This is a genomic window from Sulfitobacter sp. HI0129 (assembly GCF_001635395.1).
Lineage (GTDB): Bacteria > Pseudomonadota > Alphaproteobacteria > Rhodobacterales > Rhodobacteraceae > Sulfitobacter.
Genome location: NZ_LWGH01000235.1, coordinates 1 through 16,117 on the forward strand (window position 1 = coordinate 1; position 16,117 = coordinate 16,117).

Below are 16,117 nucleotides of genomic sequence, written 5' to 3' on the forward strand. Positions count from 1 at the left end.
GTAGCCCTGCATCAGATCGAGCAGGGTCGCCGTATAGGTCACGCGGCGCGTGCGCTGCATGTCCTGCGTCTGGCCGCGCGCGAAAAAGTCGCGGCCCAGCCGGTCGCGCGCCATCAACCGGGCGGCGGCGTCGCGCATGGCCTGCAACCGCTCAAGCTGAAACGCCAGATGGGCGGCCAGTTCCTCGCCGCTGGGGCCTTCGTCCGCCGGGTCGGGTGGCAAGAGAAGCCGTGACTTCAGAAAGGCGAGCCAAGCCGCCATGACGAGGTAATCCGCCGCCAGTTCAAGCCGCAGTGCCTTGGCCTTTTCCACAAAAGCGAGATACTGGCGCGCCAGTTGCAAAACGGAGATCTTGCGCAGGTCCACCTTCTGGGTGCGGCCCAGCGTCAGCAGCAGGTCGAGCGGGCCTTCGAACCCGTCCACATCCACGATGAGCGCCTCGGCGGCAAGCCGTTCGGCCACCGCGGTGCGGTCTTGCTCGAATATGGTGTCAGCCATGCGCCGCCGTTCCGCCCGTGAGCGTGGCCAGCTTGGCCTTGAGGGCGGAAATGTCAACCTCCGCCGGGGCACGGCGCGCGGCAAGCGCCCGTTCCGCGCGGGTCTGCGCTTCGGGCGTCATCCGCCCGGCGGCATCGGCTACCGCGCGGCGGTCTTCCAAGGACGCATTGCAATAGAGCGCCACGTCGCAACCTGCATTCAGTGCCGCGCGCGCAATGTCGCCGGGCGCGCCCTGAAGCGCCTTCATCGATATGTCGTCCGTCATCACGAGGTTGTCGAAACCGATATCCTCGCGGATGAGCCGCATCATCCGGGTCGACAGCGTGGCGGGGGCATCATCCAGCGCTTCGTAGACGATATGCGCGGTCATCCCCATGGGCATGTCGTTCAGCGCCCTGAACGGGGCGAAGTCCCGCGATCTCAGCGCCTCTTCCGGGGCGGTGACACGGGGCAGGTGCAGATGGCTGTCCTGCGTGGCACGGCCATGGCCGGGCATATGTTTCATCACCGGCAACACACCCGCTTCCAGCATCCCGTCCGCCGCGGCCCGGCCCAGCCGGGCGACGGTTTCGGCATCTTCGCCGTAGCAGCGGTTGCGCAGGAAGGGATGGGTTTCAGCCGTCGCCACATCGAGGGTCGGCGCGCAATTGCTGTCGATACCGACGTCGCGCAATTCCTGCCCGATGATGCGATAGCGCAGGTACATGGCTTCGGCAGCGGCATGGGCCGGGTCGCCGCCCGCCTCTTCGATGAAGGTGAGCGGCGGGGACCAATCCGTCCAATGCGGTGCGCGCAGCCGCTGCACCCGCCCGCCTTCCTGATCAACGGTAATGACCGCATCGCGGCCCACAGCCTCGCGCATGTCAGCGCAGAGCGCGCGGACCTGATCAGGTGTGTCGATATTGCGCGAAAACAGGATGAAGCCGAAAGGGTCCGCCGCACGGAAGAACGCCTTTTCCTCAGGGGTCAGGCGCAGGCTATCCGCATCCAGAATGGTCGCGCCGAAAGGCATCACCGGGTGACGACGGGGATACAATCGGCCTTTTCCGAAACCAGCGCAGAGCAGAACCGCCGCGCATCGGCGATGTCTTCAAAGCCCATTGCGCGCAGGCGGTAGAAAACCCGCCCCCCGCTCGTGGCCTTTTGCACCACGCGGTCCTTGCTGCCGAGGTAGACGGCGAAACGGCGGTTCAGCTTGTCCCACTGTTCGCGGGCGATTTCGGGCGAATCGAAGGCGCCCAGCTGCACCAGCCGGGTGCCTTTCGGGATCGTATCGGCAGGCACTTCGCGGGTGACGGCGGCGGACAGTTGGCGCGACACCGCGTCAATGGCCGCTGTCACGGCGGCATCCTCGGCAGAGAGGGAGGCTTTCACCACCATCGCCTGTGCTGCCTGCTGGGGGCGGTTGCGGGGGCGCAGCGAATTGCTCACCCCCGGGGCATTGAGCACCGCCTGGGCGACTTCCGCCTTTGCGGTTTCGACTTCCTGAACGATCTCATCCGTAACTGTGGCCACCGCCTCGGCGGTTTCTTCGGTCTCGTCATCCAAGGGCGCGATGCCGTCGGTGAGGGAGGCGACGAGTTCGTTCACGTCGCCATTCCGCAGGGCTTCGGCCACATCCGGAACGGCGGCGGAGGCGGGAATCACCTGCGCTTCTGCGGTGCCCGGCTGTGGCGCTTGTGCAACCATCGCGGGTTCAATCGGCTGGTCTTCTTCGGCAAGTTCCAGCGGTTTAGGCGCCAGTATCAGCCGGTCGGCGAACTTACCGGCGGTGCCATGCGCGGCCACCGCATTGACGGAAAGCCCCTGATGGCGGGCCAGTTGGCCTCCCGGTTCCTCGGGGCGCACCCGCATCTCCCCCTGTGCGGCGCGGACCACGGGGATGCCGCTTACGTCCCGGGCGAGCAGTTTGTACCCCCAGACGCCGATCCCCACGACAAGCGCGACCGACACCAAGGCACCGGTAAAATTCGTCAGTTTTGCCAAGGAGTTGGCCCGCGAACTTCCGGCGTCTTCATATGCCTGATGAACGCCATGCGCCCCCGCCACGGGGGAGGAATAGAAATCTGCCATCACTGCCTCGCTGCCCACCGGTCGAATCGCCACGCGGGTCTCTTGATTGAATTGCCTGCTACGGCGCGCGTGCGTTTACCGCATCTCCTGCGCCGGTGTGACTCCAAGAATACCAAGACCTGCCGCTATTACAATCGCGACGGACCGGGCCAGCGCAATTTTTGCCTGACTGGTCGCCGCGTCGCCTTCCTGCAGGAAGCGCAGCGCAGGCGTGTCATTGCCCCGGTTCCACAGGCCGTGGAAATCCCCGGCGAGTTCATAGAGGTAGAAGGCCACGCGATGCGGCTCATTGCTGCGGGCGGCGGTTTCCACCAGCCGGGGCCATTCGGCCAGTTTGCGCAGCAGCGCCAGTTCCGCCTCATGATCGAGCTTTGTCAGATCGGCCTGACGCAGAACGGCATCATCCGTGGCGATCCCCGCCTCGGCCGCCTTGCGCATGACGGAGGAGACCCGGGCATGCGCGTATTGCACGTAGAACACCGGGTTCTCGCGGCTCTGCTCCAGCACCTTGTCGAAATCGAAGTCGAGCATCGCGTCGTTCTTGCGCGTCAGCATGACAAAGCGCGTCACATCGGGGCCCACCTGATCGACGACATCGCGCAGGGTGACGAAAGTGCCCGCCCGCTTCGACATCTTGAACGGCTCACCATTCTTGAAGAGCTTCACCAGCTGCGTCAGCTTGATGTCCAGCGGCACGCGACCTTCTGACAGGGCCGAGACGGCCGCCTTCATCCGCTTGACGTAGCCGCCGTGGTCCGCGCCGAACACATCGATCAACTGATCGAAACCGCGCTGCACCTTGTCGTAGTGATAGGCGATATCCGGGGCGAAATAGGTCCAGCCGCCATCCGATTTCTTGACCGGGCGGTCGACGTCGTCGCCGTGATCGGTGGATTTGAACAGGGTCTGTTCGCGCGGTTCCCAATCTTCGGGCTTCTTGCCCTTGGGCGGCTGAAGCACACCTTCGTAGATCAGGCCCTTGGATTCAAGATCGGCCAATGCCGCTTCGATCCGGCCCGTGCCGTAGAGCGACTTTTCCGAAAAGAAGACGTCCATCTCGACGCCGAGCGCCTCGAGATCGGCGCGAATCAGATCCATCATCGCGTCGGTTGCGAAATCGCGAACCTCTTCCAGCCAGACGCTTTCGTCCTCATCGACATAGGCGTCGCCGACCTTGTCCTTCAGCGCCTCGCCCACGGCGATCAGATAGTCACCGGGATAGGTGCCATCGGGAAAGGCGACCTCCTGCCCGTGTGCTTCGAGATAGCGCAGGTAGACCGACCGGGCGAGCACATCGACCTGTGCGCCGCCGTCGTTGATGTAATATTCGCGCGTGACGTCAAAGCCTGCGTAATCCAGCAAAGACGCCAGGGCATCGCCGAAGACCGCGCCCCGGGTATGGCCCACATGCAGCGGCCCCGTGGGGTTGGCCGAAACATATTCGACGTTGACCGACACCCCCTGCCCCAGCGCGCTGCGACCGAAATCGGTGCCCGCTTCCAGCACACCCCCCGCGACCTGTTGCCAGACCGAGGGCGCCAACCGCAGGTTGAGGAACCCGGGCCCGGCCACCTCGGCAGAGGTGATCCGCTCATCCGCCGTGAGCCGGGTGCTGAGGGCTTCGGCGATGTCGCGCGGCTTCATTCCGGCAGGCTTGGCGAGCACCATGGCGGCATTGGTCGCCATGTCCCCGTGGGCCGCGTCGCGCGGCGGCTCAACGGTGATCGCGTCAAAGCTGAGGTCCACGGGCAGTGCGTCCTGCGCTACCATCTGTTCCAGCGTGGCCACCACCAGCGCGCGAATGTCGGCAAATAGGTTCATGTCGGATATCCTTGTCTCGCGCCCCTGTATCATCTGGGCAGGCACGGTCAATCAAGGGCGGGATGGAAGACGCGGGCGGGAAGGACGGTTCAGGCCGATGCGGCAGTCATTTCGGCGGGCGGGCTTTCATCGCTCTGCTGGGTGGCAAAGGGGCCGTCTGCAATGTGAACGGTGCCGCTCGCAATCGTGCGCCCGGCCTTGCCGCAGAGCAGCAGCGCCATTGGCAGCACCCGGTCGGCACGGTCCTCGGGTGCGCGAAGGTTGTGTACCCGCACCCCGTGCCGCGACAAGGCCGCTGCCAGCCCCGTGCCGGCCTCCTCTACCGCGGCGCAGAGGGCCCGCGCATGCAGGGCGAGTGGATCGGCAGGCTCCGCCATGATGGAGATGAGCGCACCGGATCCCGCGGCCAAACCCCGGCCCATGCTGCGCATCAACGCCGTCAGCGCGGTGATCTGCCCATCGATACCGACCTCCGGGTCCAGTGGCAGCAGGTTGACCACCGCATGCAGCGGCTCGTCGCGCCACGCCTTTCGCAAAAGGCGCAGGCGCTGCCGGTCTTCCGGCTCGATCACGAGCGTTTCGATAAGATCAGGCTCATGCCGGGCAAGCGTTCTGAGCGCGTGTTCCCCCTGCCCCATCGCGATCACGCGGGCGCCGCCATCGGCCAGTCGGCGGACAAGCTGCGGCCCCGGGCCAAGCGGCGCCTGCAGCACCGCAACCGTTCGGTTCCTGAGATCGGCAGCTTCGGTCATGCAACGTCCTGCGAAGGAAAGCGCCGGGATGTTCCGGCAGGGGCGGAGCGGTCGGGTCGCCGACCATGGCACAGCCTAGCACGGGCCCGCGTTACCCCCAAAGAGGACTCAACCCTTTCAGGTGCCGGACCGTGGAATTCAACCGCCGTGCGACAGGATGGACTGCGCGTCCTCCGCCCCGAAAAGACGCGCATGTTCCTGCAGGGCGAAACGGTCCGTCATGCCGGCGATATAATCGGCCACCATCCGCGCCAGCGCCTGACGGTCGGTGCCTGCGGCGGCGATCTCTTTCACCCAATGGCGCGGCAGCAGATCGGGCCGGTCCAGAAAGAGCGGAAAGAGCGCCTCGATCACCTGTGTCACCTCGGCGCGCTTCGCCATGACGCTGGGGGCGCGGTACATACGTTCGAAAAGAAAGCGCCTGATGTCGCGCAGATCCCGCCAGATGGGATCGGAGAAGCGGATCACGGGATAGCCCAGATGCCGGATATCCGACGCTGAATTGGCACCGGATTTTTCCAGCAGCCCGCGCGATGTCTCGATCACGTCAGAGACCATCATACCAAAGACCCGGCGCAGGGCCTCATGCCGCCGGCGGTAGGGTTCCAGCCCGGGATAGGCCGCATCGACCTCGGCATAGGCCGTCCCCACCATGGGCAGAGCGGCGATTTCGTCATCCGTGAAGAGGCGCGCGCGCAGACCATCGTGGAGATCGTGGTTATTGTAGGCGATATCGTCCGACAGCGCGGCCACCTGCGCCTCAGCACTCGCATGGGTATGCAATTCCAGATCGTGCCGTGCGTTGTACCGCGCCAGCGCATGGGGCAATTCCCCGGTAACGGGGCCATTGTGCTTGGCGATGCCCTCCAGCGTGTCCCACGTCAGGTTGAGCCCGTCGAACTCGGCGTAATGCCGCTCCAGCGAGGTGACGATGTGGATGGCCTGCGCGTTATGGTCAAAGCCGCCGTAGGGCTTCATCAGCGCATGCAGCGCATCCTCGCCGGTGTGGCCGAAGGGCGGATGGCCCAGATCATGGGCCAGCGCCACCGCTTCGGTCAGTTCCGAATTCAGCCCCAGCGCCCCGGCGATCGTGCGCGCCACCTGCGCCACTTCGATCGAATGGGTGAGCCGCGTGCGGAAATAATCGCCTTCGTGCTCCACGAAGACCTGCGTCTTGTGCTTCAGCCGCCGAAAGGCCGAGGCGTGAATGATCCTGTCCCGATCCCGCTGATAACAGGAGCGGAAGGTGCTTTCCTCCTCCGGTACCAGCCGTCCCCTGGCCAGCGCCGGATCAGAGGCATAGGGTGCGCGCATTGCCGCCGGTCCTTGTCGCCTGTCCTGCGGGTTTCTATATTGCAAGGACCAAGCGATTGAAACCGCAGCCTCGGAGCCTTTCTGATGAACCTTCCGCCCAAAGTGACCTCCCGCGCGTTCGAACGGCTGGCCGAGATCGGCGCCGCAGGCGAAGGCAAGGCCCTGCGCGTCGCCGTCGAAGGCGGCGGCTGTTCCGGTTTCCAGTACGACATCGCGCTGGATGAGCCGAAGGACGATGACCTCGTGCTCGAAGGCGGCGGCCAGAAGGTCGTGGTGGATTCGGTTTCGCTGCCCTTTCTGGCCAATGCGGTCATCGACTTTTCCGAAGAACTTATCGGCGCGCGTTTCGTGATCGACAATCCGAACGCGACCAGCGCCTGCGGCTGCGGTACGTCGTTTTCCATGTAAGTCTGCCCTCCGGCACCGAAGGGCTGCCGCGACGATCACGCGGCGCGAGGGATCCGTGCGAAGCGCGCAAAGAATTCCGCGAACCGTGGCGATGAACCTTCGGCCCTTTGCAGCAAATCCTGCCCTTCGCGCGTAAGCTCCGGCGACAGGGTGCGTTTCATCACATGCCAGTCCCCGCCCCGGGCGTTGCCCTGATCATAGAGACAGCGAGAGATTTGCCGCAGGATGCCGGGCGGCTCTTGTGGTGCGCGGACCGTCAGCGGGCCGCCCGCAAAGGATCGCGCGAAAGCAGGCGCACCCTTCTGGCGGAGCAACCAGCCCGTTACCAACCATGGATGATAATCGTCCTGCCCCGACGGTTCATGCAGCGGCAAACAGCGCATCGCCCCATGGGCGCTATCCACCTCCTGTTCCCAGAACGGATCAGGCACGGCCCCCGCATGGCGCAGCGCGAGGCAGACCTCGGCCAGCAGATCGTGGTCCCGATCCAGCAGCGCCAGAAGGCCGAGATCATCGAGATTGGCAAACGCCTCCGGCGGCAGGCCCGGATCACGGCGGCCATAGTCAGACAGATAGAAAACGATATGGGTCAGTTCATAGGCCGCCTTGCGGTTGGGTACGGCAAACCCGCCCCGTGCCCCTGCGAATTCCAGCAATCGCTGGCGCAGAGCCGCATCTCCGTCCAGATCCAGCCGGCGCGACAGCAACCGCTGCGCTTCGCCGCGTTGCAGGTCGGAAAGCTCCGCAAGGGGGGAGCGGTTGCGGGCGGCCTGCGCACAAAGCGCTGCGCCATGGCCGCCGCCCATCCCCAGATCCTCCAGATCGAGGCAGATGGACAGGATGAAGCGATAATACTGCGGAAAGAACTCCAGATAGGCCGGCGCCCTGTCATAGAAGGCGGCATAGGGCGACAATGCTTCCGCCGGGATGGCCCCGCCGGTGCTTGCCAGCATGCCCAGAAGTTCGGCGTTTTCCTTGAGCCAATAGACATCGTCCCGCGGCTGGCGATGATCCGCGAAACTGCGCAGCAGCGCGGCAAAGGTGTCTTGCGCACCGCATACCCTTGGTTGCGCCAGGAAATTCGCATGGATGACGTTGGACATGGCAGCTTTCTCTTCCGGCATGGGAAGGCGCGCGCCGAACGCGCCCCCCGGGGTGACATGGCCTCAGCAGCTGGTCGTGAAAAGCGCCACGCCGTCGCCGTCGAAAGCGGACCGGCCCGATTCAATACAGCTTGTGGTGTAGAGCGCGGTACCCTGCCCCGCGGCCATCCGGGGCCCACAACTGGTGGTGAAAAGCGCCGTCCCGCCCCCGTCGAGTATCGACGAACTGCGGGGGGCGGAGCCCGAAGTGAAGAGATGCCCCCCCGCACCGCTGTGCGTGTCGGGGAGGGAAACGGGTGTGTCGAGGTCAATGGAACGAAGAGCGGACATGTTGGGAACCTTTCCTGCTGTTTGGCGTTGTCGTTTCGCACCAATAGCCTTGCAGCTGACGCTCGCACCGCAAGAAAACAGTAGTTAAGGTATTGTTAATTAGAGAAAATATGGCATTAACCATAATCGCAACCGGTTGATTCCGGTTGCGAACCCAAAGTTGTCCACATTATCTAAAATTGTATATATCTGGATATATTCTATACATAGGTGCATCAGGTAAGGCCGCCGCATGGCAGGGGCGACTGGCTCCCACAAGCTTGGCACGCGAATCGCCGCCTTGTATCCGAGGGTGCGATGCGGCATTGCTGGGCCTGAACTGACAGGACCGCCCCCATGAAGATCGCTACCTTCAACATCAACGGTATCAAGGCCCGCGCGACCGCCCTGCCCGACTGGCTGGACGAAGCGCAGCCCGATGTCGTCCTGCTGCAGGAAATTAAATCAGTTGACGAAGGCTTTCCGCGGGAATTGTTCGAAGACCGTGGCTATAACGTCGAAACCCACGGCCAGAAGGGCTTCAACGGGGTGGCGATCCTCTCGAAATTGCCGTTGGAGGATGTGAGCCGCGGCCTGCCCGGGGACGATGCCGACGAACAGGCGCGCTATATCGAGGCAACGATTGTGGGCGACAAGGATGCGCTGCGGGTCTGCGGGCTTTACCTGCCAAACGGCAACCCGGCGCCCGGCCCCAAGTTCGATTACAAACTCGCCTGGATGGCCCGGCTGAAAACCCGGGCCGAGGCGTTGTTGGCGGCGGAAACGCCCTTCCTGATGGCGGGCGATTACAACATCATCCCCCAGCCCGAAGACGCGGCCAACCCCGAAGCGTGGCGCGAGGATGCGCTGTTCCGGCCAGAAGCCCGCCGGGCGTTCCGGGAGCTGCTGAACCTCGGGCTGACGGATGCGTTCCGCGCCCGCGAGCCCGGCCCGGGGCATTATTCCTTCTGGGATTATCAGGCGGGCGCATGGAACCGGAACCACGGGATCCGGATCGACCATCTGCTGCTGTCACCCTATTGCGCGGACCGGCTGGTGGAGTGCCGGATCGACCGCGAAGTGCGGGGCCGCGACAAACCGTCGGACCACGTGCCGGTCTGGGCCGAGCTCGATATCTGACGGGGCCCCTGCCCGGTCAGGCTTCCAGTTCGGCGTCCCAGTAAAGGAAATCCATCCAGCTTTCGTGCAGATGGTTCGGGGGGAATTTGCGGCCGATGTTGCGCAACTCCTCCGCTTCGGGATGACGGGGCGGTTTGCGCAGGGACATGCCCGTGCGGTGCAACGGCTTCGATCCCTTCTTCAGGTTGCAGGGTGAACAGGCCGCCACGACGTTCTGCCAGCTTGTGACACCGCCACTGGCGCGCGGCACCACGTGATCGAAGGTCAGCTCCCCCCGCGCGCCGCAGTACTGGCAGCGGAATTCGTCCCTCAGAAAAAGATTGAAGCGCGTGAATGCCACGCGCTTCATCGGTTTTACGTAATCCTTCAGCACCACGACGGAAGGAATTTTCAGTTCGGTACTGGGGCTTCGGACGACATCTTCGTACTCGGCCACGATATCGACCCGGTCGAGCCACTTGGCCTTGATCGCTTCCTGCCAGGGCCAGAGCGACAGTGGATAGTAGCTCAATGGCCGGTAATCCGCGTTGAGCACCAGCGCCGGGCGGTGCCGCAGGCCCGCAGGGTTTCGTGTGAATTCCGTCCTGAAATTGCCGTCCATCTGTCAGCCGCTCCTGCCCGGTTAACTTCCACTATATATTGTGGTCGAAGTCTGGCAAGCCAAAGATGTGCCCCGTATTTTGCCTGCGCTGATGGCCGCATCCAGGTGTGGCGCGGCTTCGTTTCGTGCTGCGACAAGCCGCTGACAGAAGCAGGGCGGAATGATAGGATCACTGCTATGGAAAAGCCCGATCTGCCCGCCGCACCGGCCCCGAACGCGATCCTCGAAGCGGCGATTTACGCCAATGATCTGGATGCCGCGCGGGCCTTCTACGAAGACCTTCTGGGCCTGCCCCTGTTCCAGCATGTGGAAGGGCGGCATATGTTCTTCGCGCTTGGCGCCTCCGTCCTGCTGGTGTTTGACCCCGCCCGCACCAGCCATTCACCGGAAAACCCGCGCATGCCGGTTCCGCCGCATGGGGCGACGGGGCCGGGGCATGTGTGTTTCGCGATGAACAAAGAAGAGATCGACGCCATGCACCGGCGGCTGGAGGCAGCCGGTGTGCCCATCGATACCGCCTTCGACTGGCCCAACGGGGCGCGCTCGCTCTATGTGCGGGACCCGGCAGGCAATTCGGTCGAATTCGCCGAACCCTGGCTCTGGGACGATCAGAAACCCGGTTAAAGGCCCAGCTTGTCGCGCATGAAGGCCAATGCCACCGACAGCCCATCGGGCGCGATGCCGTGGCCCGTTCCCTTCATCACATGGGCATAGACATCCTGCCAACCCGCCTCCTGCAGCGCTTCGGCGGCCTGCGGCAGGGACTGCGGCGGCACCACATCGTCCGCGTCGCCATGCACCAGAAGGACGGGCGGGCGCACCCGCGCCTCTTCCTTCAACGTTTCGGGGGAAAGCAGCCGACCGGAAAAGGCGACGATGCCCGCCACCGGGTCTTCGCGCCGGGGTGCGACATGCAGGGCCATCATGGTGCCCTGCGAAAAACCGAAGAGCACAACCTGCTCCGGCAATACATCCTCGTCCACCATCAATGCGTCGAGAAAGGCGTTCAGGTCATCGACGGCGCGCACCATCCCGCGCTCGGCCTCTTCTTCGGAGGAATTATCGATCCAGGGGATCGGAAACCACTGAAACCCCATGGGTGCCCCGGCGCAGGCTTCGGGCGCGTCGGGTGCCACGAAAAGGGTGTCGGGCAGATGTTCGCCCAGCGGATCGGCCAGCCCCAAAAGGTCCGCGCCGTTTGCCCCATATCCATGCAGAAAAACGACGACGGACCGGGTTTCCCCCGATTTCGGCTCGCGGCGCTCTGCGTTCAATACCCTTGTCATGCAATACCTTCCCGTTTGCTGCTCACCCGGTAGTAAGCAAAGAGAAGGCGGGCTGCAACGGCCCGCCAAGGCGACCAATGGGCCGCCATCCGGGCGAGTGCCGCAGGCGTGGGGCGCGCCTCCAGTTCAAAGAGCGCCCTCGCGGCCTCCTGCAGGGCCAGATCGCCGGGGGCGAAGACATCGCGGCGGCCCAGCGAGAACATCGCGTATACCTGTGCGGTCCACGGCCCGATCCCCGGCAGCGCGGTGAGCGTTTCGATCACCCCCGCATCCGGCAAATGGGCCAGCGCGTCGAAATCTATGCCCGCTTCGGACAGCGCAAGCGCATAGCGTATCTTCTGCCGGCTCAACCCGGCGGCGCGCAGCCCCTCCTCCCCCGCCTGCAAGATCGCCTCCGGCGCGATCAGCCCGGCCTGCTCCATCCGGCCCGATATCGCGCTTGCCGAGGCGACGGAGACCTGCTGCGAGACGATTGCCCGGAGCAACGCCTCGAACCCCGCGGGCCGCAGCCGCAGGGGCAGCGGGCCCGTCGCCCTGAGCGCATGGTCGAAGCGCGGCTCGCGGGCCGCCAGCCATTGTGCGCCTTCAGCCACATCCGCATCGCAGGTGATCAGACGCCCGACACTCACAGCGCCCGCGCCCACGCAAGCGCTTCGGCTGTGGTGTGCACCACCGGCGCGCCCGGGGGCAGCGGCGGCGGATCGACGAGCAATACCGTGAAGCCAAGCGCCGCCGCCGCGTCGAGCTTCGACCGGCTGGCCAGCCCGCCGAGGTTGCGGCAAATCAGAACGTCCACTTGCAGCTTGGTGAAAAGCGCCATTTCCTCCGTCACCGAAAAAGGGGGCGAACCGAAGACCGGAGTAACGAAGTCAAAGGGGGGCACTCTGTCATGCCTCCTTGTCTGGCGCAGAAGCAGCATCGATCCGGGGAAATCCGCATATTCCTGCAGGCTGGCCCAGCCCGTCGCCGAGAAAACGCGCGCCCCGCGCGGGATCAGCGGCAATGCCTCCGCGATCGCCGCGACCCGGTGCCAGTGCGGGCGCGCCCCGGTTTCCCAAGGCAGCCGCCGCAGGCTGAGACAGGGCAGGCCCAGCAGCGCGGCGGCCCCGTGGGCCTGTGCCGCCTGCTGCCCGTCGAACGCATGGCCCGCATCGAGAATGGCGCCGATATCGTGGTGTTGCAGGTAATCCGCCATCGCCTGCGCATCGGCAAAACGGCGCAGCTCCACCCCGGTATCGGGGCCGGAGCCTGCGTTACGGGGCCGTTCAGCCGCCAGAACGTGAATCCTTTGCGGCAGGCGCATCAGGTCGGGCCGCAAAGCCTGCGCTTCGGCGCTGCCCGAAAGCAATAACAGGGCTGAACGATCCTTCATCGCCGGCGATATTGCGGTGCACTCCGCCCGTGCGCAAGGGCTTGCCCCGCCCTCAGGCCGGGGATACGGATTTGCCATGGAAATGGAAAACGACAGCCGCGCCCGGCGCAACGTCGGCGTATTGGTGGCCGCGCAGGCCTTTCTGGGTGCGCAGATGCCGATGATCTTCGTCATCGGCGGTCTTGCGGGTACGTCGCTGGCCGGAAACCCCTGTTTCGCAACCCTGCCCATTTCCATGATCGTGCTCGGTTCCATGCTGGCGGCCACGCCCATTTCCGCGATCATGCAGCGCTTCGGACGGCGCGCGGGCTTTCTGCTCGGCACGCTCGGTGGTGCGGCGGGGGGCGCGATCGGGGCCTACGGGCTTTATACCGCCTCCTTTCCCGTCTTCCTGCTGGGCAGCCTGCTGACGGGCATCTACATGTCCGCTCAGGGTTTCTATCGCTTCGCGGCGGCTGACACTGCCTCCGAAGCCTTTCGGCCCAAGGCGATTTCATATGTCATGGCGGGTGGGCTCGTATCGGCCATTATCGGGCCGCAGGTCGTGAAGCTGACGGCAGAGGCCTATGTGATCCCTTTCTTCGGGACCTACCTTGCCGTTATCGCGGTCAACCTGCTGGGCAGCGCACTTTTCTTTTTCATCGACATTCCGCGCCCGCCCGTCCCTGCACAGGACGCGCCCCGGGGCCGCAGCCGGATGGAGCTGCTGCGCACGCCGCGCGTCGCCGTGGCGGTGATCTGCGCCATGGTGTCCTATGCGCTGATGAACCTCGTGATGACCTCCACGCCGCTGGCGGTGGTGGGTGCAGGCTACGACGTGGGCCATGCCTCCGACGTGGTGACGGGCCATGTGCTGGCGATGTTCGCTCCGTCCTTCTTCACCGGGCATCTGATCGCGCGCTTCGGAGTCGAACGGATCATGGGGCTCGGCATCGCGATCCTTGCGGGCGCCGGTATCGTGGCGCTGGCGGGCGTGGCACTGCCGAACTTCTTCGTCGCGCTGATCCTGTTGGGTCTGGGGTGGAACTTCGGCTTCATCGGCGCCACCACCATGCTGGCGGGCGCCCATGCGCCGCATGAACGGGGCCGGATGCAGGGGCTGAACGATTTCATGGTCTTCGGCGGGGTGACACTGGCCTCGCTCGCCTCGGGCGGGTTGATGAATTGTTCGGGCGGCACTGCGGCGCAGGGCTGGGCCGCAGTCAACCTCGCGATGATCCCGTTTCTGGCGCTGGCGGGGGGATCGCTGATCTGGCTAGTCCTGCGACCCCGGGATGAAGCGGTGGCCAGATAACGTCGGGACAGCGCAGGGGGCTTTGCCCCCCGGGGCCTCCGCCCCGCCCCCCAAAGTATTTTCAGATCATGAGAAGAAGGCTACCAACCGCCGGTCGCGGCCCTGAGCGCCAGCCGCCATGGCGAGAGGCGCGCCTCCTGCGGCTGTGCCAACAGGTGTTCGGGATCACGGCGGGCCTGCCGAAGCGTATGATCCGCCGCCATCGCGGGCCAGAGCGCGGGCGCGGCACTTGCGGGCAGCAGCGCGCGATTCCGGCGGGCGCGGCGCAGAGCCTCCGACGCCGTATGGGCGAGCGACTGCACGGTTTCGGCGGCGGGTTCCGCGAGCGGTTTGCGGCCTTCCGCCCGCAGGACTGGCGCGGCGCGCAACCATGCGGCGATACCGGCGGCATGGGCGGTGAGGCGTACGATCGCCTCAGCCTCCGGCGGGGCGCCGAGTGACCGGGCCGCGACCCACATGAGGTGCCCGGAAGTCTGATCGATATACCGCTCGAAATGGGCAGCGTCCTCGAAGGCGTCGCGATAGATGTCCCAACGGCGGGCGGCGGTGAGTTCATCCAGCAGGCGGGCGTCCTCTGCCGACAGGACCCGAGCGAGCGGGGTCGCGACCTCGTGCCGGCGAACGGGCTTTCCTTCGGCGATCTCCTCGCAGACATCGCGCCACCATTGCAGGCGCATCTCGGCAATCATCGATTCCCGCGTCACGCGCGGTGCGCGCGCCACTTCGGCGTTGAAGGCATAGAGCGGGAAGAGCTTTGCCCGCGCGGCCACCGGGGCCGCCATCGCGGTACGAAAGCGGATCGGATCGGCCCGTTCCACCAGCGCGGCACAGGCGACAAGATCGGCGTCAAACGTCATGCGGGGCGCGCGACGGTGAGCAGATAGCCGAAATCGCCGCCTTCCCGGCGCCAGAGGTCGACCTCCGCCTCCGTCTCATCCAGAAGCGCCCCAAGCGCGGCATCCGCTTGCGGGCGCAACGTGGCGATACGCTCCATGAGCGGGGTGTAATATGCCTCCCACGCGGCGGAGCCGAGACGTCGGGAGCCCATCACGTGGTATCCCGCTTCCTCGACCTGCCGTGTGATGCCTGCCTCATCCGTCATGCCGGGGTATTCCGACCAGAATTCGCGCGCCCGCACCGAAGGCTCATTCGTGAACCAGCAGGGTTCCGAGAAGACCACGACACCGCCCCGGGCCAGCGACCTGCGCCAGCCCTTGAGCGCCGCGCCGATCCCGAGGAAATAGACCGCCCCCGCGCACCAGATCATGTCATGCGGGTTCATGATGCGGGCCATGTCGGCCTGCAGCACCGTAACGCGCGGATCGTCCCCCCACGCCACACGCGCGGAGGCTATGAAATGGGCCGTCTTGTCCAGTGCGGTCACATGGCCGCGCGGCGCGGCATCGAGGAGCGCCGCGATGTCGCCGCCCGGCCCGCAGCCCACATCCGCAATGCGCGCATCGGGCTGCAGACCCGCAACACCAGACGCCCAGGCCACATCCGCAGGCTCACCCGGGCCTTCACGGGGCAAATCCCGGTGCAGGGTAAAGAACGCGTCCTCTGGAGGCGTCATGCCGCGCCGTCCCGGATCAGTTTCCAGCGGATCGCATCCAGCAGTGCCTCGAAAGAGGCATCGACGATATTGGCGCTGACGCCGACGGTGGACCAGCGATGGCCGTCACCGTCCTCGCTGTCGATGATGACGCGGGTCACCGCTTCGGTCCCGCCCTGGGTGATGCGCACCTTGAAATCCACCAGCCGCATGTCTTCCAGCAGCGCCGAATACTGCCCGAGATCCTTCGCCAGCGCCTTGGAGAGGGCGTTGACAGGGCCGCGGTCGCTCCCGTCCTCGTCCATGCTTTCGCTGACCGAAAGGCGCTTTTCCCCGTCGACCTTCACGACGACAACCGCCTCGCTGAGGCTGACCATGCGGTCGTACTTGTTCTTGCGGCGCTCAACAGTCACCCGGTAGCGCTTGACCTCGAAGAGATCGGGCATCCGGCCAAGGGCCTCGCGCGCCAAGAGCTCAAAGCTGGCCTGCGCGGTATCGTAGGAATAGCCCTGCCCCTCGCGGGCCTTCACCTCTTCGAGAATACGCGCAAGGGCCTGGTCGCCCGGCGCCACCTCCAGCCCCGCGCTGGCCAGC

The 16,117-nt window shown here is 65.2% G+C and carries 19 protein-coding genes; 4 read left to right on the forward strand and 15 right to left on the reverse strand.

Annotation, left to right across the window (positions count from 1 at the left end; genetic code table 11):
* The 6 genes from A3764_RS03930 to A3764_RS03955 all read right to left on the reverse strand — a co-directional run.
* A partial coding sequence (locus A3764_RS03930) for a segregation and condensation protein A (RefSeq protein ID WP_150122065.1) occupies positions 1-498 on the reverse strand: 498 nt, incomplete at its 3' end.
* Positions 491-1,510 (reverse strand): beta-N-acetylhexosaminidase, encoded by a 1,020-nt coding sequence (gene nagZ, locus A3764_RS03935; protein ID WP_067926807.1) that lies wholly within the window; start codon positions 1,508-1,510, stop codon positions 491-493. The genes A3764_RS03930 and nagZ, both read right to left, overlap by 8 nt.
* Entirely contained in the window at positions 1,510-2,604 is a 1,095-nt protein-coding gene (locus tag A3764_RS03940) for an SPOR domain-containing protein (RefSeq protein ID WP_236628010.1), read from the reverse strand. Before A3764_RS03940 ends, nagZ begins: the two co-directional genes overlap by 1 nt.
* Positions 2,605-2,646: 42 nt before the next feature.
* Entirely contained in the window at positions 2,647-4,392 is a 1,746-nt protein-coding gene (gene argS / locus A3764_RS03945; protein WP_067926810.1) for an arginine--tRNA ligase, read from the reverse strand.
* An 89-nt stretch (positions 4,393-4,481) separates the two neighbouring features.
* Positions 4,482-5,144, reverse strand: coding sequence for a hypothetical protein (locus A3764_RS03950; RefSeq protein WP_067926814.1), 663 nt, complete (start codon positions 5,142-5,144; stop codon positions 4,482-4,484).
* A 138-nt stretch (positions 5,145-5,282) separates the two neighbouring features.
* Positions 5,283-6,458, reverse strand: coding sequence for a deoxyguanosinetriphosphate triphosphohydrolase (locus A3764_RS03955; protein WP_067926818.1), 1,176 nt, complete (start codon positions 6,456-6,458; stop codon positions 5,283-5,285).
* A gap of 84 nt (positions 6,459-6,542) precedes the next feature.
* Here A3764_RS03955 and A3764_RS03960 point away from each other — a divergent pair, with 84 nt between their 5' ends.
* On the forward strand, positions 6,543-6,866 hold the full coding sequence (locus A3764_RS03960) for a HesB/IscA family protein (protein WP_067926822.1): 324 nt from the start codon (positions 6,543-6,545) through the stop codon (positions 6,864-6,866).
* 35 nt (positions 6,867-6,901) lie between these two features.
* Here A3764_RS03960 and A3764_RS03965 read toward each other — a convergent pair whose 3' ends face one another.
* Both A3764_RS03965 and A3764_RS03970 read right to left on the reverse strand, forming a co-directional pair.
* Positions 6,902-7,969 (reverse strand): DUF6902 family protein, encoded by a 1,068-nt coding sequence (locus A3764_RS03965; protein WP_067926825.1) that lies wholly within the window; start codon positions 7,967-7,969, stop codon positions 6,902-6,904.
* 63 nt (positions 7,970-8,032) lie between these two features.
* Positions 8,033-8,299 carry a DUF6749 family protein gene (locus tag A3764_RS03970; protein WP_067926829.1) on the reverse strand — a complete coding sequence of 89 codons (267 nt, stop codon included), beginning with the start codon at positions 8,297-8,299 and terminating at the stop codon, positions 8,033-8,035.
* A 336-nt stretch (positions 8,300-8,635) separates the two neighbouring features.
* Between A3764_RS03970 and xth the strand changes: the two genes are divergently transcribed.
* Positions 8,636-9,418 carry an exodeoxyribonuclease III gene (gene xth, locus A3764_RS03975; protein WP_067926834.1) on the forward strand — a complete coding sequence of 261 codons (783 nt, stop codon included), beginning with the start codon at positions 8,636-8,638 and terminating at the stop codon, positions 9,416-9,418.
* 16 nt (positions 9,419-9,434) lie between these two features.
* On the opposite strand, the gene A3764_RS03980 is transcribed toward xth, so the two are convergent.
* On the reverse strand, positions 9,435-10,019 hold the full coding sequence (locus tag A3764_RS03980; protein WP_067926837.1) for an HNH endonuclease: 585 nt from the start codon (positions 10,017-10,019) through the stop codon (positions 9,435-9,437).
* A 177-nt stretch (positions 10,020-10,196) separates the two neighbouring features.
* Between A3764_RS03980 and A3764_RS03985 the strand changes: the two genes are divergently transcribed.
* Positions 10,197-10,643 carry a VOC family protein gene (locus A3764_RS03985; RefSeq protein WP_067926840.1) on the forward strand — a complete coding sequence of 149 codons (447 nt, stop codon included), beginning with the start codon at positions 10,197-10,199 and terminating at the stop codon, positions 10,641-10,643.
* Here A3764_RS03985 and A3764_RS03990 read toward each other — a convergent pair.
* Genes A3764_RS03990 through A3764_RS04000 form a run of 3 tightly spaced genes read right to left on the reverse strand, consistent with a single transcriptional unit; the run spans position 10,640 to position 12,677 of the window.
* Positions 10,640-11,305 (reverse strand): alpha/beta hydrolase, encoded by a 666-nt coding sequence (locus A3764_RS03990; protein ID WP_067926844.1) that lies wholly within the window; start codon positions 11,303-11,305, stop codon positions 10,640-10,642. The two genes, A3764_RS03985 and A3764_RS03990, sit on opposite strands and share 4 nt — an antisense overlap.
* Complete coding sequence (locus A3764_RS03995) at positions 11,302-11,934, reverse strand: DNA-3-methyladenine glycosylase family protein (protein WP_067926880.1); 633 nt, start codon at positions 11,932-11,934, stop codon at positions 11,302-11,304. Before A3764_RS03995 ends, A3764_RS03990 begins: the two co-directional genes overlap by 4 nt.
* A complete protein-coding gene (locus tag A3764_RS04000; protein ID WP_067926847.1) occupies positions 11,931-12,677 on the reverse strand; it encodes a precorrin-6A/cobalt-precorrin-6A reductase in 747 nt (248 codons plus the stop codon). The genes A3764_RS03995 and A3764_RS04000 overlap by 4 nt, the downstream gene beginning before the upstream one ends.
* 76 nt (positions 12,678-12,753) lie before the next feature.
* Here A3764_RS04000 and A3764_RS04005 point away from each other — a divergent pair, with 76 nt between their 5' ends.
* Entirely contained in the window at positions 12,754-13,971 is a 1,218-nt protein-coding gene (locus A3764_RS04005; RefSeq protein WP_067926851.1) for an MFS transporter, read from the forward strand.
* A gap of 80 nt (positions 13,972-14,051) precedes the next feature.
* On the opposite strand, the gene A3764_RS04010 is transcribed toward A3764_RS04005, so the two are convergent.
* From A3764_RS04010 to A3764_RS04020, 3 genes are all read right to left on the reverse strand, one after another.
* Positions 14,052-14,828 (reverse strand): squalene/phytoene synthase family protein, encoded by a 777-nt coding sequence (locus tag A3764_RS04010; protein WP_067926854.1) that lies wholly within the window; start codon positions 14,826-14,828, stop codon positions 14,052-14,054.
* Positions 14,825-15,544 (reverse strand): class I SAM-dependent methyltransferase, encoded by a 720-nt coding sequence (locus tag A3764_RS04015; protein WP_067926857.1) that lies wholly within the window; start codon positions 15,542-15,544, stop codon positions 14,825-14,827. Before A3764_RS04015 ends, A3764_RS04010 begins: the two co-directional genes overlap by 4 nt.
* On the reverse strand, positions 15,541-16,117 hold a 577-nt coding region (locus tag A3764_RS04020; RefSeq protein ID WP_330220510.1), incomplete at its 5' end, for an alpha-isopropylmalate synthase regulatory domain-containing protein. The genes A3764_RS04015 and A3764_RS04020, both read right to left, overlap by 4 nt.